The 18596-nt window shown below is 63.2% G+C and carries 31 protein-coding genes; 30 read left to right on the forward strand and 1 reads right to left on the reverse strand.

The window, feature by feature from the left end; translation table 11 throughout:
* Positions 1-252: 252 nt before the first annotated feature.
* From rpsJ to ACOOHP_RS02435, 29 genes are all read left to right on the forward strand, one after another.
* Positions 253-570: a 30S ribosomal protein S10 gene (gene rpsJ, locus ACOOHP_RS02295; RefSeq protein ID WP_420464847.1), complete on the forward strand. Its 318-nt coding sequence runs from the start codon at positions 253-255 to the stop codon at positions 568-570.
* Between the two features lie 16 nt (positions 571-586).
* Positions 587-1222, forward strand: a complete 636-nt coding sequence (gene rplC / locus ACOOHP_RS02300) for a 50S ribosomal protein L3 (RefSeq protein WP_420464848.1) — start codon at positions 587-589, stop codon at positions 1220-1222.
* 10 nt (positions 1223-1232) lie between these two features.
* Positions 1233-1838 (forward strand): 50S ribosomal protein L4, encoded by a 606-nt coding sequence (gene rplD, locus ACOOHP_RS02305; protein ID WP_420464849.1) that lies wholly within the window; start codon positions 1233-1235, stop codon positions 1836-1838.
* Entirely contained in the window at positions 1835-2161 is a 327-nt protein-coding gene (rplW, locus tag ACOOHP_RS02310) for a 50S ribosomal protein L23 (protein WP_420464850.1), read from the forward strand. Before rplD ends, rplW begins: the two co-directional genes overlap by 4 nt.
* A gap of 3 nt (positions 2162-2164) precedes the next feature.
* Positions 2165-2998, forward strand: a complete 834-nt coding sequence (gene rplB / locus ACOOHP_RS02315; RefSeq protein ID WP_420464851.1) for a 50S ribosomal protein L2 — start codon at positions 2165-2167, stop codon at positions 2996-2998.
* A 12-nt stretch (positions 2999-3010) separates the two neighbouring features.
* Positions 3011-3289, forward strand: coding sequence for a 30S ribosomal protein S19 (gene rpsS / locus ACOOHP_RS02320; protein WP_420464852.1), 279 nt, complete (start codon positions 3011-3013; stop codon positions 3287-3289).
* Positions 3290-3333: 44 nt separating this feature from the next.
* Positions 3334-3633, forward strand: a complete 300-nt coding sequence (gene rplV, locus ACOOHP_RS02325) for a 50S ribosomal protein L22 (RefSeq protein ID WP_420466934.1) — start codon at positions 3334-3336, stop codon at positions 3631-3633.
* Between the two features lie 3 nt (positions 3634-3636).
* Entirely contained in the window at positions 3637-4323 is a 687-nt protein-coding gene (gene rpsC / locus ACOOHP_RS02330) for a 30S ribosomal protein S3 (RefSeq protein WP_420464853.1), read from the forward strand.
* A 29-nt stretch (positions 4324-4352) separates the two neighbouring features.
* Entirely contained in the window at positions 4353-4766 is a 414-nt protein-coding gene (gene rplP, locus ACOOHP_RS02335; RefSeq protein WP_420464854.1) for a 50S ribosomal protein L16, read from the forward strand.
* Positions 4766-4978 (forward strand): 50S ribosomal protein L29, encoded by a 213-nt coding sequence (gene rpmC / locus ACOOHP_RS02340; RefSeq protein ID WP_420464855.1) that lies wholly within the window; start codon positions 4766-4768, stop codon positions 4976-4978. Before rplP ends, rpmC begins: the two co-directional genes overlap by 1 nt.
* Position 4979: 1 nt before the next feature.
* A complete protein-coding gene (gene rpsQ / locus ACOOHP_RS02345; protein ID WP_420464856.1) occupies positions 4980-5246 on the forward strand; it encodes a 30S ribosomal protein S17 in 267 nt (88 codons plus the stop codon).
* Between the two features lie 21 nt (positions 5247-5267).
* On the forward strand, positions 5268-5633 hold the full coding sequence (rplN, locus tag ACOOHP_RS02350; RefSeq protein ID WP_420464857.1) for a 50S ribosomal protein L14: 366 nt from the start codon (positions 5268-5270) through the stop codon (positions 5631-5633).
* Between the two features lie 12 nt (positions 5634-5645).
* Positions 5646-5972: a 50S ribosomal protein L24 gene (rplX, locus tag ACOOHP_RS02355; protein WP_420464858.1), complete on the forward strand. Its 327-nt coding sequence runs from the start codon at positions 5646-5648 to the stop codon at positions 5970-5972.
* A gap of 14 nt (positions 5973-5986) precedes the next feature.
* Positions 5987-6538: a 50S ribosomal protein L5 gene (gene rplE / locus ACOOHP_RS02360; protein WP_420464859.1), complete on the forward strand. Its 552-nt coding sequence runs from the start codon at positions 5987-5989 to the stop codon at positions 6536-6538.
* A gap of 15 nt (positions 6539-6553) precedes the next feature.
* Positions 6554-6859: a 30S ribosomal protein S14 gene (rpsN, locus tag ACOOHP_RS02365; protein WP_420464860.1), complete on the forward strand. Its 306-nt coding sequence runs from the start codon at positions 6554-6556 to the stop codon at positions 6857-6859.
* A gap of 92 nt (positions 6860-6951) precedes the next feature.
* A complete protein-coding gene (gene rpsH / locus ACOOHP_RS02370; RefSeq protein ID WP_420464861.1) occupies positions 6952-7350 on the forward strand; it encodes a 30S ribosomal protein S8 in 399 nt (132 codons plus the stop codon).
* Between the two features lie 27 nt (positions 7351-7377).
* Positions 7378-7908 (forward strand): 50S ribosomal protein L6, encoded by a 531-nt coding sequence (gene rplF, locus ACOOHP_RS02375; RefSeq protein WP_420464862.1) that lies wholly within the window; start codon positions 7378-7380, stop codon positions 7906-7908.
* A 184-nt stretch (positions 7909-8092) separates the two neighbouring features.
* Positions 8093-8449: a 50S ribosomal protein L18 gene (gene rplR / locus ACOOHP_RS02380; protein WP_420464863.1), complete on the forward strand. Its 357-nt coding sequence runs from the start codon at positions 8093-8095 to the stop codon at positions 8447-8449.
* A gap of 3 nt (positions 8450-8452) precedes the next feature.
* Positions 8453-8965 (forward strand): 30S ribosomal protein S5, encoded by a 513-nt coding sequence (gene rpsE, locus ACOOHP_RS02385; RefSeq protein ID WP_420464864.1) that lies wholly within the window; start codon positions 8453-8455, stop codon positions 8963-8965.
* 10 nt (positions 8966-8975) lie between these two features.
* On the forward strand, positions 8976-9164 hold the full coding sequence (gene rpmD, locus ACOOHP_RS02390; RefSeq protein ID WP_420464865.1) for a 50S ribosomal protein L30: 189 nt from the start codon (positions 8976-8978) through the stop codon (positions 9162-9164).
* Positions 9165-9227: 63 nt separating this feature from the next.
* Complete coding sequence (gene rplO, locus ACOOHP_RS02395; RefSeq protein WP_420464866.1) at positions 9228-9665, forward strand: 50S ribosomal protein L15; 438 nt, start codon at positions 9228-9230, stop codon at positions 9663-9665.
* Between the two features lie 25 nt (positions 9666-9690).
* Positions 9691-11088, forward strand: a complete 1398-nt coding sequence (gene secY, locus ACOOHP_RS02400; protein ID WP_420464867.1) for a preprotein translocase subunit SecY — start codon at positions 9691-9693, stop codon at positions 11086-11088.
* 31 nt (positions 11089-11119) lie between these two features.
* Positions 11120-11233 carry a 50S ribosomal protein L36 gene (gene rpmJ / locus ACOOHP_RS02405; protein WP_420464868.1) on the forward strand — a complete coding sequence of 38 codons (114 nt, stop codon included), beginning with the start codon at positions 11120-11122 and terminating at the stop codon, positions 11231-11233.
* Between the two features lie 252 nt (positions 11234-11485).
* The gene (rpsM, locus tag ACOOHP_RS02410; RefSeq protein ID WP_420464869.1) at positions 11486-11842 is read left to right on the forward strand and encodes a 30S ribosomal protein S13; all 357 of its coding nucleotides are present in this window, start codon (positions 11486-11488) and stop codon (positions 11840-11842) included.
* Between the two features lie 18 nt (positions 11843-11860).
* A complete protein-coding gene (rpsK, locus tag ACOOHP_RS02415; protein WP_420464870.1) occupies positions 11861-12259 on the forward strand; it encodes a 30S ribosomal protein S11 in 399 nt (132 codons plus the stop codon).
* A gap of 11 nt (positions 12260-12270) precedes the next feature.
* Entirely contained in the window at positions 12271-12891 is a 621-nt protein-coding gene (rpsD, locus tag ACOOHP_RS02420; RefSeq protein WP_420464871.1) for a 30S ribosomal protein S4, read from the forward strand.
* 94 nt (positions 12892-12985) lie between these two features.
* Positions 12986-13975 carry a DNA-directed RNA polymerase subunit alpha gene (locus ACOOHP_RS02425; protein ID WP_420464872.1) on the forward strand — a complete coding sequence of 330 codons (990 nt, stop codon included), beginning with the start codon at positions 12986-12988 and terminating at the stop codon, positions 13973-13975.
* A 31-nt stretch (positions 13976-14006) separates the two neighbouring features.
* Positions 14007-14405, forward strand: coding sequence for a 50S ribosomal protein L17 (gene rplQ / locus ACOOHP_RS02430; protein ID WP_420464873.1), 399 nt, complete (start codon positions 14007-14009; stop codon positions 14403-14405).
* 274 nt (positions 14406-14679) lie between these two features.
* A complete protein-coding gene (locus ACOOHP_RS02435; RefSeq protein WP_420464874.1) occupies positions 14680-15753 on the forward strand; it encodes a 3-deoxy-7-phosphoheptulonate synthase in 1074 nt (357 codons plus the stop codon).
* A gap of 47 nt (positions 15754-15800) precedes the next feature.
* Here the strand turns inward: ACOOHP_RS02435 and tyrS are convergent, their stop codons facing one another.
* Positions 15801-17006 carry a tyrosine--tRNA ligase gene (gene tyrS, locus ACOOHP_RS02440; protein ID WP_420464875.1) on the reverse strand — a complete coding sequence of 402 codons (1206 nt, stop codon included), beginning with the start codon at positions 17004-17006 and terminating at the stop codon, positions 15801-15803.
* A 263-nt stretch (positions 17007-17269) separates the two neighbouring features.
* On the opposite strand from tyrS, the gene ACOOHP_RS02445 reads away from it, so the two are divergent.
* A complete protein-coding gene (locus ACOOHP_RS02445; RefSeq protein ID WP_420464876.1) occupies positions 17270-18589 on the forward strand; it encodes a peptidoglycan DD-metalloendopeptidase family protein in 1320 nt (439 codons plus the stop codon).
* Positions 18590-18596: the final 7 nt, after the last annotated feature.

Genomic DNA, 18596 nt, shown 5'->3' on the forward strand with positions numbered 1-18596 from the left:
GCAGCAGACACGGCGCGTGGAAATCGCGCCTTTTTTGTCGGCGCGAGCTTTCGCGGGCGCCGGAGTCGCCGTAAAAATTTCGTTTGGAAAGTCGTTGCAGATGCCAATACGCATGGCTATACTGCGCGCCCTTTCAAGCTTGCCCCCGATTTACATCCGCCCCGAAAATGCCTTTCGGTGCGCGTCCATCCAGAGATTTTCTGATGACGTTGCGGATGTTCCGGGGTCGTTCTTTAAGACCTGAGTGAGAGCATGGCCGCGACCAGCCAGTCGATTCGTATTCGGCTAAAAGCCTTCGACCACCGCCTGATTGACAAATCGGCGCGTGAGATCGTGGAAACAGCCAAGCGCACGGGCGCCGTGGTACACGGACCCATTCCGCTGCCGACCCGCAAAGAGCGCTTCACGATCCTCGTGTCGCCGCACGCCGACAAGGATGCGCGCGACCAGTACGAGATTCGTACGCACAAGCGATTGATGCAGATCGTCGATCCTACGGAAAAGACCGTGGATGCCCTCTCCAAGCTGGACTTGCCTGCGGGCGTTGAAGTCCAGATCAAGGTCAACTAAGGACGAGGACGCCACCATGTCGATTGCCATCATTGGCCGCAAGGCCGGCATGACGCGGGTTTTCACCGAAGCCGGTGAGTCCATCCCCGTCACTGTCATCGAATGCACCCCCAACCGCGTCACCCAGGTTAAGTCCGTCGAGATCGACGGCTATCGCGCGGTGCAGGTTACGGCGGGCGAGGTCAAGCCGTCGCGGGTCAACAAAGCGCAGACCGGCCACTTCAAGAAGGCTGGCGTGGCCGCCGGCCGCGGACTCTGGGAAATTCGCGTGCAAGGCGACGAGTTCGGCGACGCCGCCCCCGGTTCGGAGATCAAGGTCGATGCCTTCGCCGACGTCAAGCGCGTCGACGTCACGGGCACGTCGATCGGCAAGGGTTTCGCCGGCGTGCAGAAACGCTGGCATTTCGGCGGCGGTCGTGCCAGCCACGGTAACTCGCTGAGCCACCGCGTACCGGGCTCTATCGGCCAGCGCCAGTCGCCCGGCAAGGTTTGGAAAGGCAAGAAGATGGCGGGCCACCTGGGCGCGGATCGTGTCACCGCGCTGAACCTCGATCTGGTTCGTGTGGACGCCGAAAAGAATCTGCTGCTGGTCAAGGGTGCGGTCCCCGGGTTTGCCGGTGCCGATGTCATTGTCCGGCCTACGGTGAAGTAAAGAGCCACCCATGGAAATCCAGGTCCACAACAGCGACGTCAAGGTATCGGTTGCCGATACCGTGTTCGGCGTCGAATACAACGAGCCCCTGATCCATCAGGTCGTGACCGCCTATATGAATGGCGGTCGTGCGGGCACCAAGAAGCAGAAGACCAAGGCCGAAGTTCGCGGCGGCGGACGCAAGCCATGGAAGCAGAAGGGCACCGGCCGCGCGCGTTCGGGGTCCATCCGCAGCCCGCTGTGGCGTGGTGGCGGCCGCACGTTCGCGGCGGTGCCGCGCGACTTCTCGCAGAAGGTCAATCGCAAGATGTATCGCGGCGCCATCCGCTCCATCGTGTCCGAGCTGGCCCGTGGCGGTCATCTGCTGGTGACCGATGCGGTGGCCGCGGATTCGGCCAAGACCAAGGGCATGATCGAACGGCTCAAGACCTTCGGCAGCAACGACGTGCTGTTCGTGACCGACAGCGTTGACCAGAATCTGTTTCTGTCGGCGCGCAACCTGCACAAGGTGGGCGTTACCGATGTGTCCGGACTGGATCCGGTGGCGTTGCTGACCCACGAGAAGGTGGTTATCACGACCGAAGCGGTCAAGAAACTCGAGGCCTGGCTGTCATGAGCACCCCGATCCAAGCAAAGGTAACGGCCGGCCGGCTGCACCGCATCATCGTGGCGCCGGTGGTTTCCGAAAAGTCCACCCGCGTCGCCGAAAAGCGCAATCAGGCTGTATTCAAGGTTGCCCGCGATGCGACCAAACCGGAAATCAAGACCGCGGTGGAGACCCTGTTCAAGGTCCGGGTGACCGACGTGAACACGCTCAACATGGCAGGCAAGAACAAGCGCTTCGGCCAGTCCATGGGCCGTCGCTCCGATTGGAAGAAGGCGTACGTCACCCTGGCCGAAGGCCAGGAGATCGACTTCGTCGGCGGCGTGAAGGAGTAAGCCATGCCATTGGTCAAGATGAAACCGACCTCTCCGGGTCGGCGCCACCAAGTCAAGGTCGTCACGCCGGGACTGTGGAAGGGCGAGCCGCATGCGGCCCTGCTCGAAAAGAACAACCCGGGCGGCGCACGCAACAACAACGGCCACATGACCACGCGCCACAAGGGCGGCGGTCACAAGCATCACTACCGGCTGGTGGATTTCAAGCGCAACAAGGACGGCATCACCGCCCAGGTGGAGCGCATCGAGTACGACCCCAACCGTTCGGCGCACATCGCCTTGCTGTGCTATGCCGACGGCGAGCGTCGCTACATCATCGCGCCGCGCAATCTGGCGGCCGGCGACACCGTGCAGTCGGGTAAGGATTCGCCGATCAAGCCCGGCAATGTGCTGCCGCTGCGCAACATTCCGATCGGCTCGACGATCCACTGCATCGAGATGCGTCCGGGCAAGGGCGCACAGCTCGCGCGCTCGGCCGGTGCCGGCGTGCAGCTCGTCGCCCGCGAAGGCGAGTACGCCACCCTGCGTCTGCGCTCCGGCGAGATGCGCAAGGTGCACGCGGATTGCCGCGCCGCCATCGGTGAGGTCGGCAACTTCGAGCACAACCTGCGCCAGTACGGCAAGGCCGGGGCCAAACGCTGGAAGGGTATTCGTCCGACCGTGCGCGGCGTGGTGATGAACCCGGTCGACCATCCGCACGGTGGCGGTGAAGGCAAGTCCGGCCAGGGCAACCCGCATCCCGTCACGCCGTGGGGGCAGCAGACCAAGGGTCTGCGCACTCGCAACAACAAGCGCACGCAGAAATTCATCGTGCGTAGTCGCCACAAGAAGAAGTAAGGATCGAAGGCCATGCCGCGTTCGCTCAAGAAAGGCCCGTTCGTCGACCACCATCTGGAAAAGAAGGTGGCGGACATGTCGGGGTCACGCATCAAGAAGCCGATCAAGACCTGGTCGCGCCGCTCCATGATCACGCCCGAATTCGTGGGTCTGACCCTGCAGGTTCACAACGGCAAGCTGCACATGCCGGTGTTCGTGACCGAGAACATGGTCGGCCACAAGCTCGGCGAGTTCGCCCCCACGCGGACCTTCAAGGGCCACGGTGGCGACAAGAAGGCCGGAGGTAAGTGATCGTGCAGACCCAATCCGTACTCAAGTTCGTTCGCCTGTCGCCCATGAAGGGCCGGCTGGTGGCGGATCTCGTCCGCGGCAAGAAGGTGGACGAGGCGATCAACATCCTGAAGTTCTCGAATCAGCGCGCAGCCGGCATCATCAAGAAAGTGCTGGATTCGGCGATCGCCAACGCCGAGAACAACGACGGCGCCGATGTCGACGAACTCAAGGTCACCGAGATTTTCGTCGACGAAGGTCCGACCATGAAGCGCATCCGTCCGCGGGCCAAGGGCCGCGCCGATCGTATTCTCAAGCGCACCTCGCACATCACCGTGCGTGTCAGCGACGGGCAGAAGGGTTAATCCATGGGTCATAAAGTCAATCCGACCGGCTTCCGTCTGGGCATCACCACGCAGTGGACGTCCAACTGGTATGCCGAGCGCAGCGCCTACGGCGAGAACCTGCGTCGCGACATGGAAGTGCGTCAGTTCCTGCGCAAAAAGCTGGCTGCGGCGTCGGTGTCCAAGATCCGCATCGAGCGTCCCTCCAAGTCGGCTCGTGTGACCATTTCGACGGCCCGCCCCGGCATCGTCATCGGCAAGAAGGGTGAGGACATCGAGAAGCTGAAGGTCGAAGTGGCCGCCAAGATGGGTCTCAAGCCGGACAGCGTGCACATCTCGGTTGAAGAGATTCGCAAGCCCGAGCTGGACTCCCAGCTCATCGCGGAAAGCGTCGCCCAGCAGCTTGAGCGCCGCATCATGTTCCGTCGCGCCATGAAACGCGCGGTGCAGAACGCGATGCGCCAGGGCGCCCAGGGGATCAAGATCCAGGTCGGCGGTCGCCTCAACGGCGCGGAGATTGCGCGCGTCGAGTGGTACCGCGAGGGCCGGGTACCGCTCCACACGCTGCGCGCGCATGTCGACTACGCCACCGCCGAGGCCAAGACCACCTACGGCGTCATCGGGGTCAAGGTCTGGGTGTTCAGCGGTGAAGTGTTCGACGACCGTCGCAGCCACAAGAAGGATGAGGCCGCCGAAGCCACGGCAGCCTGATCCGGAACCATCAATAGGAGCTCGCTGCCATGATGCAGCCCAAGCGAACCAAATTCAGAAAGCAGCAGAAGGGCCGCAACACCGGCCTCGCCCAGACCGCGAACAAGGTCAGCTTTGGCGACTTCGGCCTGAAGGCCACGGAGCGCGGCATGCTGACTGCGCGCCAGATCGAGGCAGCCCGCCGCGTCATCACCCGCTACGTCAAGCGGGGCGGCAAGCTGTGGATCCGCGTGTTTCCGGATGTGCCGGTCACCAAGAAGCCCCTGGAAGTGCGCATGGGTTCGGGCAAGGGCAACGTCGAATACTGGGTCGCCAAGGTGCAGCCGGGTCGCATGCTTTACGAGATGGAAGGCGTCACCGAGACCGAGGCGCGCGAAGCGTTCCGTCTGGCGGCCGCCAAATTGTGCGTGAAATCCACGTTCGTGCAGCGGACGATCCTCTGATGAAGACCACCGAATACCTGAAGACCCAGCGTGCCAAGGACGCGGTCGGATTGAAGGAAGAGCTCACGGCGTTGCGCCGAGAGCAGTTCAACCTGCGCATGCAGGCTTCCATGGGCCAGATGAACCAGCCGCACCTGACGCGCGAAGCGCGCAAGAAGGTGGCGCGCGTGATGACGCTGCTGTCCGCGCAAACTGTCGGAAAGAGCAAGTGAGATGAGCCAAAGCAACGAACCCAAGGTCGAGCGCCGCATCGTCGGACGTGTGATCTCGAACAAGATGAACAAGACGATCACGGTGCTGGTCGAGCGCAGCGTGAAGCACCCGCTGTACGGCAAGATCATGCGTCGCTCCACCAAGTTGCACGCGCACGACGAACAGAGCGCAGCCAAGGAAGGCGATCTGGTTGCCGTGGTCGAAACCCGGCCGATGTCCCGCACCAAGCACTTCAAGCTGGTTGAAGTGCTGTCCGCCCACGCTTAAGCGCATCTCGAAAGGCAAGCCATGCTGCAACAGGAATCGTTCCTTGTCGCTGCCGACAATAGCGGCGCCAAGCTGGTCCAGGTGATTCAGGTCAAGGGTGCGACACGGCGGCGCTACGCCAATGTCGGTGACCTGATCAAGGTCACGGTCAAGGACGCCATCCCCCGTGGCAAGGTCAAGAAAGGCGAGGTGCACGATGCGGTGGTCGTGCGCACGCGGCATCCCATCCGCCGTCCGGACGGCTCCGCCATCCGCTTCGACACCAACGCGGCGGTGCTGCTCACCAGCAAGCTGGAGCCCATCGGCACTCGTATCTTCGGGCCCGTGACGCGCGAACTGCGCGACCGGTTCATGAAGATCGTATCCCTGGCTCCCGAAGTGATCTGAGGTTGGTCTGACATGAACAAGATTCGCAAGGGCGACGACGTCGTCGTCATCACGGGCCGGGACAAGGGTCGCCGCGGAACGGTCAACACCGTTCGCGCGGACGGCAAGCTGGTGGTGCAGGGCATCAACGTCGTCAAGAAGCACCAGAAGGGCAACCCGCAGGCGGGTGTGGCCGGGGGCATCGTCGAGAAGGAGATGCCGATCCAGACCTCCAACGTGATGCTGTGGAATGCCAAGGCCAGCAAGGGCGACCGCGTAGGCTTCCGTTTCGAGGGCGAAGGCGAGCAGCGCCGCAAAGTGCGCTATTTCAAGTCCAACCAGGAACTGGTGGACGGTTGAGACGGAACATCAAGATGGCAACTCTCCAAACCCCGACGCTACAGAAAGACTTTCGCGAGAAGATCGCGCCCGCGTTGCAGAAGCAGCTCGGTTGCAATGCGATGGCCGTGCCGCGCCTGCAGAAGATCACGCTCAACATGGGCGTGGGCGAAGCGACCACCGACAAGAAGGTTATCGAGCACGCGGTGGCCGACATGACCGCCATCGCCGGTCAGAAGCCGGTGGTGACCAAGACGCGCATGTCCATCGCCACCTTCAAGGTGCGCGAGAACTATCCGGTCGGCGTCAAGGTCACCCTGCGTGCCGAGCGCATGTACGAGTTCCTGGAGCGCCTGATCGCGGTGGCGCTGCCCCGCATCCGCGATTTCCGCGGCATTTCGGCGCGCGGCTTCGACGGTCAGGGCAACTTCAATTTCGGTATCACCGAGCAGATCATCTTTCCGGAAATCGAGTACGAGAAGGTCGATGCGCTGCGCGGCATGAACATCACTTTCACCACCACGGCGAAGACGGACGATGAAGGTCGGGCTCTGCTCGATGCCTTCAGCTTCCCCTTCCGCAAGTAACAGGCGTCGAGTCCCATGGCCAAACGCAACATGATCGAGCGCGAAAAGAAGCGCGCAAAGCTGGTCGCCAAGTTCGAGAAGAAGCGCGAGGCGCTGCGCGTCGTGCTCAAGGACGCCAACGCGTCCTTCGAGGACAAGCAGGCGGCTTCGGTGACGCTGCAGAAGATGCCGCGCGACGGCAGCTATACGCGGCAGCGCAACCGCTGCGCCATCACCGGGCGTACGCGCGGTGTGTATCGCAAGTTCGGCCTGGCCCGCCACAAGCTGCGCGAGGCGGCGATGCGTGGCGAAGTGCCCGGCCTGAAGATGGCGAGCTGGTAAAGGTAAGGACGTGATGGGTGACGGGTGATCGGTGACGCAAGGCTCACCCCACCACATTGCCTATCACCGATCACGAATCACAGGAAGCACCCATGTCAATGACCGATCCGATTGCCGATTTCCTCACGCGCCTGCGCAATGGCCAGACTGCGCGCAAGAAGTCGGTTCGCTGCCCGTCCTCGAAAGCCAAGGAAGCCATCGCCCGCGTGCTTCAGGACGAGGGATACATCCTGGGCTTCGACGTCGCCAGCGAAGAAGGCAACAAGAAGACCATGACCGTGGCGTTGAAGTATTTCGACGGCAAGCCGGTCATCGAGCGCATCGAGCGCGTCAGCACGCCATCGCTGCGGGTCTACAAGGCCAGCGACGAGATTCCGACCGTGCTGGGCGGACTGGGCGTGGCGATCGTGTCGACTTCGGCTGGTGTGGTGACCGACAAGCAGGCGCGCGCAGCCGGCCAAGGCGGCGAAGTGCTGTGCGTTGTCGCCTAAGACTGAATTGATCAGGAAGAAAGAAACATGTCCCGCGTAGCAAAAATGCCGGTCAAAATTCCGGCGGGCGTGCAGATCACCATGGCGGACCGTTTGGTGACGGTGAAGGGCGCCAAGGCGTCTCTGAATCTGGACCTGCCGGCGTCGGTGGAAGTCGAGATCGTCGATGGTGTGCTCAGCGTCAGCAGTGCCTCGGTGCAGAGCAATGCCATGCAGTCGGGCACTGTGCGTGCGCTAATTGCCAACATGGTCGAAGGCGTAACCCAGGGTTATCAGAAGAAACTGCAACTGGTCGGCGTCGGTTATCGCGCCGCCTCGCAGGGCAAGAAAGTGAATCTGGCGCTGGGCTTTTCGCACCCCATCGAGTACCCGATTCCGGAAGGCGTGACGGTGGAAACGCCCAGCCAGACCGAAATCGTCGTCAAGGGCGCGGACAAGAAGATGGTCGGCCAGGTGGCAGCAGACATCCGGCGTTTCCGTCCGCCCGAGCCCTACAAGGGCAAGGGCGTGCGTTACTCGGACGAGAAAGTCGAACTGAAGGAAGCGAAGAAGAAGTAAGAACACCGGGCACCCGTCGAGGTTGAATTGCCGGAAGGCAATAGGCGCTGCGGTATCGACGGCAAGCCGAGTGGTTCTCTTGCAGAGCAGAGCCGCACAAGTTTCAAGGCGTACCTGACCACCCCCGCGAACGCATCGAGGGCGGGGATCCAGGCATCCGTAACGAGTCACAGGACATCGCGGTATGAAAGACAAAAGAACTTCCCGTCAGCGCCGGGCCAAGCGCACGCGACATCACATCCGGGCGCTCGGCGCGCATCGGCTGGCGGTGCACCGCACGCCGCGGCACATCTATGCCCAGATCATCGCGCCCGACGCCGCGCACACGATCGTCGCGGCGTCGACGGTGGAGAAGGCGGTTGCCGAGGGGCTGGAATCGACCGGCAACGTCGAGGCTGCCAGGAAAGTCGGTGCCGCAATCGCCGAGCGTGCCAAGGCGGCCGGCATCACCAAGGTCGCGTTCGACCGTTCCGGATTCAAATACCACGGCCGTGTACAGGCCCTGGCCGATGCCGCGCGCGAAGCCGGCCTGGAGTTTTAAGCGATGGCTCAGCACCAATACGACGACGCGCAATCCGGCAGCGATCTCAAGGAGAAGCTGGTCACGGTCAACCGCGTCAGCAAGACGGTCAAGGGCGGCAAGCAGTTCGCCTTCACCGCACTGACGGTGGTCGGCGACGGTGCCGGTCGGGTCGGTTTCGGTTATGGCAAGGCGCGCGAAGTGCCGCAGGCGATCTCCAAGGCGATGGAGCAGGCCCGCAAGAACATGATCAACGTGCCGCTCAAGGGCCTCACCCTGCAGCACGAAATCTGGGGCACTCACGGCGCCACCAAAGTGTTCATGCGCCCCGCCTCGGACGGTACCGGCGTCATCGCCGGTGGCGCCATGCGTGCGGTGTTCGAAGTCGCCGGCGTGCAGAACGTATTGGCCAAGTCTTTCGGGTCGCGCAATCCCATCAACATGGTGCGTGCGACGCTGGAAGGCCTGAAGAAAATGAACATGCCGTCGGAGATCGCTGCCAAGCGTGGCAAGACTCTCGACGAGTTGATGGCCTGAGGGAGCCGACATGGCCGACACCAAGCAGATCAAACTGACCCTGATCAAGAGCACCTTTGGCCGCCTGCAGAAGCACAAGGACACCGTGCGCGGACTGGGCCTGGGCAAGATGCACTCGACGTCCGTTCTCACTGCCACGCCGGAAGTCATGGGCATGGTCAATAAGATCGGGTACATGCTCAAGGTCGAGGACGCCTAGCGGCGCTGGCCCCTCGTTCAGGCACGGGGCCGGACCGCCGCAATCGAACGTAATGGAACACACATGAAACTCAACACCATCAAACCCGCCGACGGTGCCAAGACCGAGCGTGTGCGTGTCGGACGCGGCATCGGCTCGGGCATGGGCAAGACCGCCGGTCGCGGCCACAAGGGCCAGCGCGCCCGCAAAGGCGGTCGCGGCAAGAAGGGCTTCGAGGGTGGCCAGATGCCGATCCAGCGTCGCCTGCCCAAGCGTGGCTTCAACTCGCCGTTGCTCGGTCTGACCGCGCAGGTGCGGCTGTCCGACCTGCAGAAACTCAAGGCTGAGGGGGTGATCGACATCGCCGTGCTCAAGGCCGAAGGCTTCGTGCCGGCCGGCGCCGAGATCGTCAAGGTCATCAAGACCGGTTCGCTGTCGCGCTCCATGAGCCTCAAGGGTTTGAAGCTCAGCGCCGGTGCGCTGGAAGCGGTCACCGCTGCCGGCGGCACCGTTTCCGACTAAGACCACCCGAGCGCTCCCGACGACCATGGCGAAAACGCCTGCCAGCGCTGGAATGGTGCCGGACCTCTCGAAGCTCGGAGAGGTGCGCGGACGCCTGTTTTTCCTGATTGGCGCGCTGGTCGTGTTCCGCATCGGCTGCTTTATTCCGGTGCCCGGCGTCGATCCGGTGCAGCTCGCGGCGTTGTTCGACCAGACACGCGGCTCGATCCTGGACATGTTCAACATGTTTTCGGGAGGAGCGCTGGAGCGCCTGTCGATCATGGCGCTCGGCGTGATGCCGTACATCTCGGCGTCGATCATCGTGCAGCTGATGGCAGCGACAGTGCCGCAGCTCAAGGAGCTGAAGAAGGAAGGCGAGGCCGGCCGTCGCCAGCTCACCAAATACACCCGCTACGGAACCCTGGGCCTCGCGATTTTCCAGGCCATCGGGGCGTCGTTGGCGCTGCAGAAAAGCGGCGTCGCGATCGCGCCCGGCTTCGCCTTCGTGTTCACGGCGACGGTGTCGCTGGTCACCGGCACCATGTTCCTGATGTGGCTGGGCGAGCAGATCACCGAGCGCGGGATCGGCAATGGCATGTCGATGATCATCTTTGCCGGCATCGTGGCCGCCTTGCCGCCGGCGGTGGGATCAACCGCGCAGCTGGTTAGCGAGGGTTCGCTGAATCCGGCACTGGTGATCGTGCTCGCGCTGCTGACAGTGGCTGTCACCTATGCCGTGGTGTTCGTGGAGCGCGCCCAGCGACGCATTCCGGTGCATCACGCGCGTCGCCAGCAGGGGCGCAAGATGTTCGCCGCGCAGACCCAGCATCTACCCTTGAAACTTAACATGGCGGGCGTGATCCCCCCGATCTTCGCGTCGTCGATCATCCTGTTTCCGGCGACGCTGGCCCAGCTTTTCGGCGGTGCCGACGGCGGCGGCGGCTTCATGCAGGTGCTGTCCAATGCCCTGTCGCCGGGACAGGCGCTGCACGGCTTTCTATACGCCGGCATGATCATCTTCTTCTGCTTCTTCTACACCGCGCTGGTATTCGATTCTCGCGACACCGCGGAGAACCTGAAGAAATCCGGTGCGTTCATCCCGGGCGTCCGTCCTGGCGCGATGACCGCCAAGTACATCGATCAGGTGCTGACGCGTCTGACCGTGGCGGGCGCCGCGTACATCACGATCATCTGCCTGATGCCCGAGTTCATGATCGCCTACGCGGCGGTGCCGTTCGCCTTCGGCGGCACTTCTCTGCTGATCGTGGTGGTCGTGATCATGGACTTCATGGCGCAGTTGCAGGCCCACCTGATGTCGCACCAGTACGACGGTCTGCTGAAGAAGGCAAACCTCAAGGGGCTGGGCGGTTCAGGTTCCGGGGACAACAAGAAATCGGGCGCAGGCATGAAAGCGCTGGGTTCGAACAAGGCCCCGACCCGCTGAGCGGGGCTCCATCTGTAGCTTCGAGGTTTTTATGAAAGTCCGTACCTCCGTCAAGAAGATTTGCCGCAACTGCAAGATCGTGCGCCGCCAGGGTGTCGTGCGGGTGATCTGCTCCGATCTGCGTCACAAGCAGCGCCAAGGGTGAGCAGACACGCGCTTTTTTTGGAGCTTCGGAGCCGGTCGGCCACAGATCGAGGAATCGGTCAGGTGGACCCACTCCAGGTGGTGCAGAAGGCCGCGTAGCGGCAGGTGCCGCAGGGGCCAGGTAAGGCCGGGAGGGTGCCTGCGAAGGCCGAATCCCAGGCCGAAGTCAACGTCGCAAGTTGTAGATGATCTTGTTGTTCCGTACAATTCGCGCCCTTTTTCGCGCGTCCCAGATTCTGGAGTCCACCGCGTCATGGCACGTATCGCCGGCGTCAATATCCCCGATAAGAAGCACACGGTCATCGCCCTGAGGGCGATCTACGGCATCGGTGCCACGCGCGCGAAAGCGATCTGCGCGGGCGCCAACGTCGATCCCACCATCCAGGTGCGCAACCTGACCGAAGGTCAGCTCGATGCCATCCGCGCCGAGATCGGCAAGGTCACGGTCGAGGGCGATCTGCGCCGCGAAGTGTCCATGAGCATCAAGCGATTGATGGATCTGGGCTGCTATCGCGGCCAGCGTCATCGTCGCGGTCTGCCGGTGCGCGGCCAGCGTACCCGCACCAACGCCCGCACCCGCAAGGGTCCGCGTCGCGCCATCAAGAAGTAATCAAAGGCCGTCTATTCCATGGCAACAGCCTCCAGCTCGAACAAGCCGCGCAGCAAGCGCGTCAAGAAGAACGTGACCGACGCCGTCGTGCACGTGCATGCGTCCTTCAACAACACCATCGTGTTGATCACCGATCGGCAGGGCAATGCGATCTCGTGGTCCACCGCCGGTGCGGCTGGCTTCAAGGGCTCGCGCAAGTCAACGCCTTTCGCCGCGCAGGTCGCCGCCGACAAGGCTGCACAAGCTGCCGCCGAGCATGGCGTGAAGAATGTGGAAGTCCGCATCAAGGGGCCTGGCCCCGGCCGCGAGTCGGCGGTTCGTGCGCTCAACGCTGCCGGCTTCAAGGTTTCCAATATCACCGACGTCACGCCGATCCCGCATAACGGGTGCCGGCCGCCCAAGCGTCGTCGCGTCTAGAGGATCGGATCATGGCTCGTTATATCGGTCCCAAGTGCAAGCTGTCCCGCCGTGCCGGCACCGACCTGCTGCTGAAGTCGCGCGGTCGTTCGCTGGAAACCAAGTGCAAGCTCGACACGCCTCCTGGCCAGCACGGTGCGCGCAAGCCGCGGCCGTCGGATTACGCCAACCAGTTGCGCGAAAAGCAGAAGCTCAAGCAGATGTACGGCGTGCTGGAACGGCAGTTTCGTAACTACTATCTGAAGGCTTCCACGCAGAAGGGCGCCACCGGCCTGAATCTGTTGTTGCTACTGGAAGGGCGGCTGGACAATGTGACCTATCGCATGGGCTTTGGCCGTACGCGCTCGGAATCCCGGCAGTTGGTGAGTCACGGTGCGATGCTCGTCAATGGAAAGCCGGTGAACATCGCGTCCTACCAAGTGCAAGAAGGCGACACGGTGGAGATTCGCGAGAAGTCGCGCGGTCAGGCCCGCATCGCCGAATCCCTGTCGATCGCGTCGCAGATCGGCTTCCCGGAATGGATCGAAGTGGACGAAAAAGGCCTCAAGGGCACCTTCAAGTCCAAGCCCAGCCGCGATCAGATCCTGCCCGACATCAACGAAAATCTCGTTGTCGAGTTGTATTCGAAGTAAGGCCGCAACCCGCGGCGTGTTTGCGGTATCCCCAAGGTCAGACGATTCGCTGTTCTGAAATCCGGATACAGGCAACTACCAAACAGAGGTTCACATGCAAGGTTTTGTTTCCGAGTTGCTCAAGCCGCGCGAGATCAAGGTAGAAACGGTCTCCACCAATCGGGCTCGCGTGGCCATGGAGCCGCTGGAGCGCGGCTTCGGCCACACGCTGGGCAACGCGCTGCGGCGCATTCTGCTATCTTCGATCCCCGGCGCCGCCGTCACCGAAGTGCAGATCGACGGGGTGGTGCACGAGTACAGCGCGATCGAGGGCGTGCAGGAAGACGTCATCGACATCCTGCTCAACATCAAGAATGTCGCCATCCGCATGCACGCCCGCGAAGAGGCGACCCTGCGTCTGGAGAAATCCGGCAATGGGCCGGTGACTGCGGCCGATATCCAGCTCGACCATGACGTCGAGATCGTGAACCCCGAACTGGTGCTTGCCCACCTCACCGGCGGCAAGATCAAGGCGACACTCAGGGTGACGCGCGGTCGCGGCTACCAGCCGGTAGCGGCGCAGGCGATCGATGCCGAATCGACGACGGTCGGCCTGCTCAAGCTCGAAGCCTCCTACAGCCCGGTGCGCCGTGTCAGCTACAGCGTCGAGCGTGCGCGCGTCGAACAACGTACCGACCTCGACCGGCTGATCCTGGACGTGGACACCAACGGCGGCGTCGACGCCTCCGAGGCCGTGCGTCAGGCCGCGCGCATTCTGCGCGACCAGTTGACCGTGTTTGCCGACCTGGAGCCCGAGACTGGCGTGCAGGCGGTCGGGGTAAAGGCGCCGAGCGGTTCGCTCGACCCCATCCTGTTCCGTCCGATCGACGAGCTGGAGTTGACGGTACGTTCGGCCAACTGCCTCAAGGCGGAGAGTGTTTACTACATCGGCGAGCTGGTGCAGCGCACCGAGAACGAACTGATGAAGACGCCCAACCTGGGCAAGAAGTCGCTCAACGAGATCAAGGAAGCGCTTCGTGCGCACGACCTCGAGCTCGGCATGCGGCTGGACAACTGGTCGGCGCCGAAGTCGGCGGCCAACTGATCGCAAGTCACAAGAGTTAAGGGAATCGACGATGCGTCACGGAAATGCAGGCCGCTCGTTCGGCCGCACCAGCAGCCACCGCAAGGCGACCATGCAGGCTGTTGCGGTGGCCTTGTTCAAGCACGAGCTGATTCGCACCACGGTGCCCAAGGCCAAGGAGTTGCGCCGTCTGGCGGAGCCCTTGATCACGCGCGCCAAGGAAGACAGCGTTCACAACCGTCGCATCGCGTTCTCGCGCCTGCGCGATCGCGACACCGTGCAGAAGCTCTTCAATGAACTGGGCCCGCGCTACAGCAAGCGCCCCGGCGGTTATCTGCGCATCCTGCGCTGCGGTTATCGCGCCGGCGATAACGCACCGATGGCGTACGTGGAGTTGGTGGGTCGCCCGGTGGGTGCGGTCGCAGAGAACGCCGAAAGCAACGCAGACTAGTTGCCGGGCGGTCGGAGCGATGACAATCAAGGCGCCCGCGCGGCGCCTTTTTTGTGTCTCGTGTTTTTGGCGTCGGCAACACGCCGGATCGAGCGCGTAAAGCTCGTTGACGCCCTGAGTTGGCGCCTTTGAATGGAGCGTGGTTCGCTTTCCGCAGCGGCTCGAGTCGGATCGCGGCCAGCATGGAGGGTCTGCCGCGGTAGGTTTGACCCGCCGGCTCTGCTAGCATTCTGCGCCCGTTTTCCGACCCCGCAGCGGGCCCAGGACCCACGCCATGACGTTTGTCACCGAGAACACCCGCATACGCTCGATTCGGGCGGTATCCACGCCTGCGCAGGTGCAGGCAGAGCTGCCGCTGAGCGAGCGCGCCGCCGATACGGTGCTGCAGACCCGCAGGGAAGTTCAGGACATCCTTGCCGGGCGCGACCACCGGCTGCTGGTGGTGATCGGGCCGTGCTCGATTCACGACCCGGAAGCCGCGCTGGAATACGCTGGCAGGCTCAAGGGCCTGCGCGAGCAGGTCAAGAAGAACCTCCTCGTGGTGATGCGGGTGTACTTCGAAAAACCTCGCACCACGGTGGGCTGGAAAGGGCTCATCAACGATCCCGACCTGAACGACGGTTACGACATCGATCGTGGTCTGCGGGTCGGTCGCAAATTGCTGCTCGACCTCAACGAGATGGGGATGCCGGCGGGAGTGGAGTATCTGGACATCCTCACCCCACAGTATCTGTCGGACCTGGTGTCCTGGGGTGCCATCGGCGCACGCACCACGGAATCGCAGTTGCACCGTGAAATGGCTTCCGGGCTGTCCTGCCCGGTGGGATTCAAGAACGGTACCGACGGTAGTGTGAAGGTGGCGGTGGACGCCTGTTTGTCGGCGCGTTCGCCCCATCGCTTCCTGTCGTTGACCAACAACGGCGAGATCTCGATTTTCGAGACCGCGGGCAACGAGGACTGCCACATCATCCTGCGCGGCGGCAGCTCCGGTACCAATTACGACGCGGCAAGCGTCGAGGCCGCCAGCGCGGCGATGACCAAGGCCGGCTTGGCCCCGCAGCTCATGGTGGATTTTTCGCACGCCAACTCGTCCAAGCAGCACAAGCGCCAAGTGGTGGTGGCTCAGGACGTGGGCGGCCAGATCGCCGGCGGAGAGCAACGCATCATGGGGGTGATGATCGAATCGCACCTGATGGAGGGGCGACAGGAGATCGGACCTCGCCAGAGCATGGTCTACGGTCAGAGCGTGACCGATGCCTGCATCCACTGGGAAGACAGTGTGGAAGTGATGCGCGCCTTGTCGGCGGCGGTGGCGCAGCGTCGCGAGGGCTTGGCCAAGAGCGCCTGAGCGCCCGCCTCCCGCGGCGTGTTCCGATACGCTGGCGCGGACGCGAATCAGTCTGCCCGATTCAGCGTGACGCGCGCGTAGCGGCGCGAGCCCACCTGCAACAGGTAGGTGGCGCCCGGCTGCAGGGTCAAGGCCTTGTCCTCGACCCGCTGCTGGTCGACCCGCACGGCGCGTTGCTCGATCATGCGTGAGCCCTCGCCATTGCTTGCCACCAGGCTGGCCTCCTTGAGAACGCGCGCCAGCGGCATGCCGGTTGCGGGTACGGCGATGCTCAGTTCGGGGATGTGATCGGGCAGCGCGCCCTTGGAGAACTGTTCGATGAATGCGGTCCGCGCGGCTTCCCCCGCTGCAGCACCGTGAAAGCGCGCGGCGATCTCCACCCCCAGCTCCATCTTGATGTCGCGCGGATTGGCGCCGTCGGTCACGCGCCGCCGTAGCTGTTCGATCTCCGCCAGCGGTCGGAACGACAGCAACTCGTAGTAGCGCCACATGAGGGTGTCGGAGATCGACATGATCTTCCCGAACATCTCCCGGGCCGGTTCGTCGACGCCGATGTAGTTGCCCAGCGATTTGCTCATCTTCTGCACGCCGTCCAGCCCTTCCAGGATCGGCACCATCAGCACCGACTGCGGTTTCTGGCCGTAGGCCTGCTGCAGGTGGCGGCCCATGAGCAGGTTGAACTTCTGGTCGGTACCACCGAGTTCGACGTCGGCGCGCAGTTCCACCGAGTCGTAGCCCTGCAGCAGCGGGTAGAGGAACTCGTGGACAGCGATGGGCTGGCCGTCCTTGTAGCGCTTGGAGAAGTCGTCGCGCTCCAGCATGCGTGCCACGGTCTGCTGGGCCGCCAGGCGGATCATGCCGTCGGCGCCGAGCTTGTCCAGCCAGCGGGAGTTGAACTCCAGCGTCGTGCGCTCGGGGTCCAGCACCTTGAATACCTGCTCGCGATAGGTGCGGGCGTTGGCTTCGACCTCGGCGCGCGTCAGCGCCTTGCGCGTCTCGTTCTTGCCGGTCGGGTCGCCGATCATGCCGGTGAAGTCGCCGATCAGGAAGATCGCCTCGTGGCCGGCCTCCTGAAAGGCACGCATCTTGTTAAGCAAAAGCGTATGGCCGAGGTGCAGGTCGCGCGCGGTGGGATCGAAGCCGGCCTTGATGCGCAGGCGGGCGCCGGTCCGGGTCGCCTCGGCGATTTTCTTTCGGAACTCTTCGAGGGGGAGGATTTCAGAGCTACCGCGTTCGATTTCGGACAGAAGCATTTGGGCGAATGGCCGGGTGGTGACGGTCGTCGGCAAACCTCAGGCGGGATGGCAGAAGCCGGCGAGAAGCGCTTGCGCGACCTGAGGATTTGTGTTTTCGTACGCCCCTGTTTTGCCCGAGTTGCGACACGCGTCACATTCCAAAAGCGCCGGGCCGCGTCCGCAAGGATCTGCTCGCGGACGAAAGCCTCAATCGAGTCAACAGGATGAAGCTGGATTATAGCCCAGTCGAGCGGTCCCCCCGCTCGGCCAGAAGAATCATAATGGTCGCGGCCGTCTGTGTAGTCGGACTCGCAACGCTCATTTCCCGAGAGACCAACGCCAAGCGCCACAGCCTGGAACCGTCCGAGCTGCTGGCTGACGTCGCAGTGGCCGAGGCCATCGCTTACGAGCAGGCGCTGCAGGGCGCGGTCGCCGACAGCCTGATCGTGCCTTCTGCCAGCGACTGGACGCGGATCGAGATCAAGGCCGGGGAAACCCTTTCCACCCTGTTCGAAGCCGAGGGCCTTAGCCCGGAGCAGTGGATGTCCATTCTGGAACTGGGCAAGGACGCGCGGCAGCTCAAGAGCATCAAGGCGGGCGAGGTGCTGGAACTGCGCAAGTCCGGCGACCAGTTGCTGGAGCTGCGCTACGACCTGGACGAGTTGCGGACCCTGCAGGTGCGCCGGGTGGAGCAACGTTTCGAGGCCAGCACCAACACCGCCGCGCTGGACCGCCATCCCCGTACAGTGTCCGGCACCATTGACAGTTCACTGTTCATGTCCGGCCAGAAGGCGGGACTACCGGTTCGCGTGGTGATGGAACTGGCCGAACTGTTCCGCTACGACATCGATTTTGCGCTGGACCTGCGCGTGGGCGACCGCTTCACCGTGGTGCTCGAAGAGCTCTACAAGGACGGCGACAAGCTGCGGGACGGCGACCTGCTGGCTGCGGAATTCGTCAACCAGGGCAAGGTCCATCGCGCCGTGCGCTTCCGCGATGCGCAGGGCCGTTCGGCTTTCTATACCCCTGACGGCCAGTCGCTGCGCAAGGCCTTCTTTCGCACGCCGCTGGACGTGGTACGCATCAGTTCGCATTTCAACCTGCGCCGGCGCCATCCCATCCTCAACACCATTCGTGCGCACAAGGGCACCGATTACGCGGCAGCATCCGGTACGCCGATCAAGGCCACCGGCGATGGCAAGGTCGCCTTCATGGGCACCAAAGGTGGCTACGGGCGGGTGGTGATCCTCAAGCACGGCTCGCAGTACGAAACCCTGTACGCGCACATGTCCCGCTATCGCGCCGGGCTCAAGACCGGCGCACCGGTCAAGCAGGGTCAGGTAATCGGTTACGTTGGTGCCTCGGGTTTGGCGACGGCGCCGCATCTGCATTACGAATTTCGCGTCAACGGCATCCACAAAAACCCGGTCAACATCGTGATGCCGCGCGCCAATCCCATTGCGCGCAACCAGCTCGCCGCGTTCCAGCACCAGATTGCGCCGTATATTGCGCAGATCGAAAGCGCTAAGTCGCCGAAGTTGGCGCAGGCGCCATCGGCGGTGGTGCCGGCCATCTCGGCGCTGGAACCCGCGGCGCGCTGAGGCGCCC

The organism is Panacagrimonas sp. (assembly GCF_965216805.1).
Classification (GTDB): Bacteria; Pseudomonadota; Gammaproteobacteria; order Nevskiales; family Nevskiaceae; genus Panacagrimonas.

Excerpts from the sequence above, each read along its gene's own strand:
- rpsJ (WP_420464847.1), top strand. The coding sequence starts at position 253 with ATGGCCGCGACCAGCCAGTCGATTCGTATTCGGCTAAAAGCCTTCGAC.
- rplC (WP_420464848.1), top strand. The coding sequence starts at position 587 with ATGTCGATTGCCATCATTGGCCGCAAGGCCGGCATGACGCGGGTTTTC.
- rplD (WP_420464849.1), top strand. The coding sequence starts at position 1,233 with ATGGAAATCCAGGTCCACAACAGCGACGTCAAGGTATCGGTTGCCGAT.
- rplW (WP_420464850.1), top strand. The coding sequence starts at position 1,835 with ATGAGCACCCCGATCCAAGCAAAGGTAACGGCCGGCCGGCTGCACCGC.
- rplB (WP_420464851.1), top strand. The coding sequence starts at position 2,165 with ATGCCATTGGTCAAGATGAAACCGACCTCTCCGGGTCGGCGCCACCAA.
- rpsS (WP_420464852.1), top strand. The coding sequence starts at position 3,011 with ATGCCGCGTTCGCTCAAGAAAGGCCCGTTCGTCGACCACCATCTGGAA.
- rplV (WP_420466934.1), top strand. The coding sequence starts at position 3,334 with ATGAAGGGCCGGCTGGTGGCGGATCTCGTCCGCGGCAAGAAGGTGGAC.
- rpsC (WP_420464853.1), top strand. The coding sequence starts at position 3,637 with ATGGGTCATAAAGTCAATCCGACCGGCTTCCGTCTGGGCATCACCACG.
- rplP (WP_420464854.1), top strand. The coding sequence starts at position 4,353 with ATGATGCAGCCCAAGCGAACCAAATTCAGAAAGCAGCAGAAGGGCCGC.
- rpmC (WP_420464855.1), top strand. The coding sequence starts at position 4,766 with ATGAAGACCACCGAATACCTGAAGACCCAGCGTGCCAAGGACGCGGTC.
- rpsQ (WP_420464856.1), top strand. The coding sequence starts at position 4,980 with ATGAGCCAAAGCAACGAACCCAAGGTCGAGCGCCGCATCGTCGGACGT.
- rplN (WP_420464857.1), top strand. The coding sequence starts at position 5,268 with ATGCTGCAACAGGAATCGTTCCTTGTCGCTGCCGACAATAGCGGCGCC.
- rplX (WP_420464858.1), top strand. The coding sequence starts at position 5,646 with ATGAACAAGATTCGCAAGGGCGACGACGTCGTCGTCATCACGGGCCGG.
- rplE (WP_420464859.1), top strand. The coding sequence starts at position 5,987 with ATGGCAACTCTCCAAACCCCGACGCTACAGAAAGACTTTCGCGAGAAG.
- rpsN (WP_420464860.1), top strand. The coding sequence starts at position 6,554 with ATGGCCAAACGCAACATGATCGAGCGCGAAAAGAAGCGCGCAAAGCTG.
- rpsH (WP_420464861.1), top strand. The coding sequence starts at position 6,952 with ATGTCAATGACCGATCCGATTGCCGATTTCCTCACGCGCCTGCGCAAT.
- rplF (WP_420464862.1), top strand. The coding sequence starts at position 7,378 with ATGTCCCGCGTAGCAAAAATGCCGGTCAAAATTCCGGCGGGCGTGCAG.
- rplR (WP_420464863.1), top strand. The coding sequence starts at position 8,093 with ATGAAAGACAAAAGAACTTCCCGTCAGCGCCGGGCCAAGCGCACGCGA.
- rpsE (WP_420464864.1), top strand. The coding sequence starts at position 8,453 with ATGGCTCAGCACCAATACGACGACGCGCAATCCGGCAGCGATCTCAAG.
- rpmD (WP_420464865.1), top strand. The coding sequence starts at position 8,976 with ATGGCCGACACCAAGCAGATCAAACTGACCCTGATCAAGAGCACCTTT.
- rplO (WP_420464866.1), top strand. The coding sequence starts at position 9,228 with ATGAAACTCAACACCATCAAACCCGCCGACGGTGCCAAGACCGAGCGT.
- secY (WP_420464867.1), top strand. The coding sequence starts at position 9,691 with ATGGCGAAAACGCCTGCCAGCGCTGGAATGGTGCCGGACCTCTCGAAG.
- rpmJ (WP_420464868.1), top strand. The coding sequence starts at position 11,120 with ATGAAAGTCCGTACCTCCGTCAAGAAGATTTGCCGCAACTGCAAGATC.
- rpsM (WP_420464869.1), top strand. The coding sequence starts at position 11,486 with ATGGCACGTATCGCCGGCGTCAATATCCCCGATAAGAAGCACACGGTC.
- rpsK (WP_420464870.1), top strand. The coding sequence starts at position 11,861 with ATGGCAACAGCCTCCAGCTCGAACAAGCCGCGCAGCAAGCGCGTCAAG.
- rpsD (WP_420464871.1), top strand. The coding sequence starts at position 12,271 with ATGGCTCGTTATATCGGTCCCAAGTGCAAGCTGTCCCGCCGTGCCGGC.
- ACOOHP_RS02425 (WP_420464872.1), top strand. The coding sequence starts at position 12,986 with ATGCAAGGTTTTGTTTCCGAGTTGCTCAAGCCGCGCGAGATCAAGGTA.
- rplQ (WP_420464873.1), top strand. The coding sequence starts at position 14,007 with ATGCGTCACGGAAATGCAGGCCGCTCGTTCGGCCGCACCAGCAGCCAC.
- ACOOHP_RS02435 (WP_420464874.1), top strand. The coding sequence starts at position 14,680 with ATGACGTTTGTCACCGAGAACACCCGCATACGCTCGATTCGGGCGGTA.
- tyrS (WP_420464875.1), bottom strand. The coding sequence starts at position 17,006 with ATGCTTCTGTCCGAAATCGAACGCGGTAGCTCTGAAATCCTCCCCCTC.
- ACOOHP_RS02445 (WP_420464876.1), top strand. The coding sequence starts at position 17,270 with ATGGTCGCGGCCGTCTGTGTAGTCGGACTCGCAACGCTCATTTCCCGA.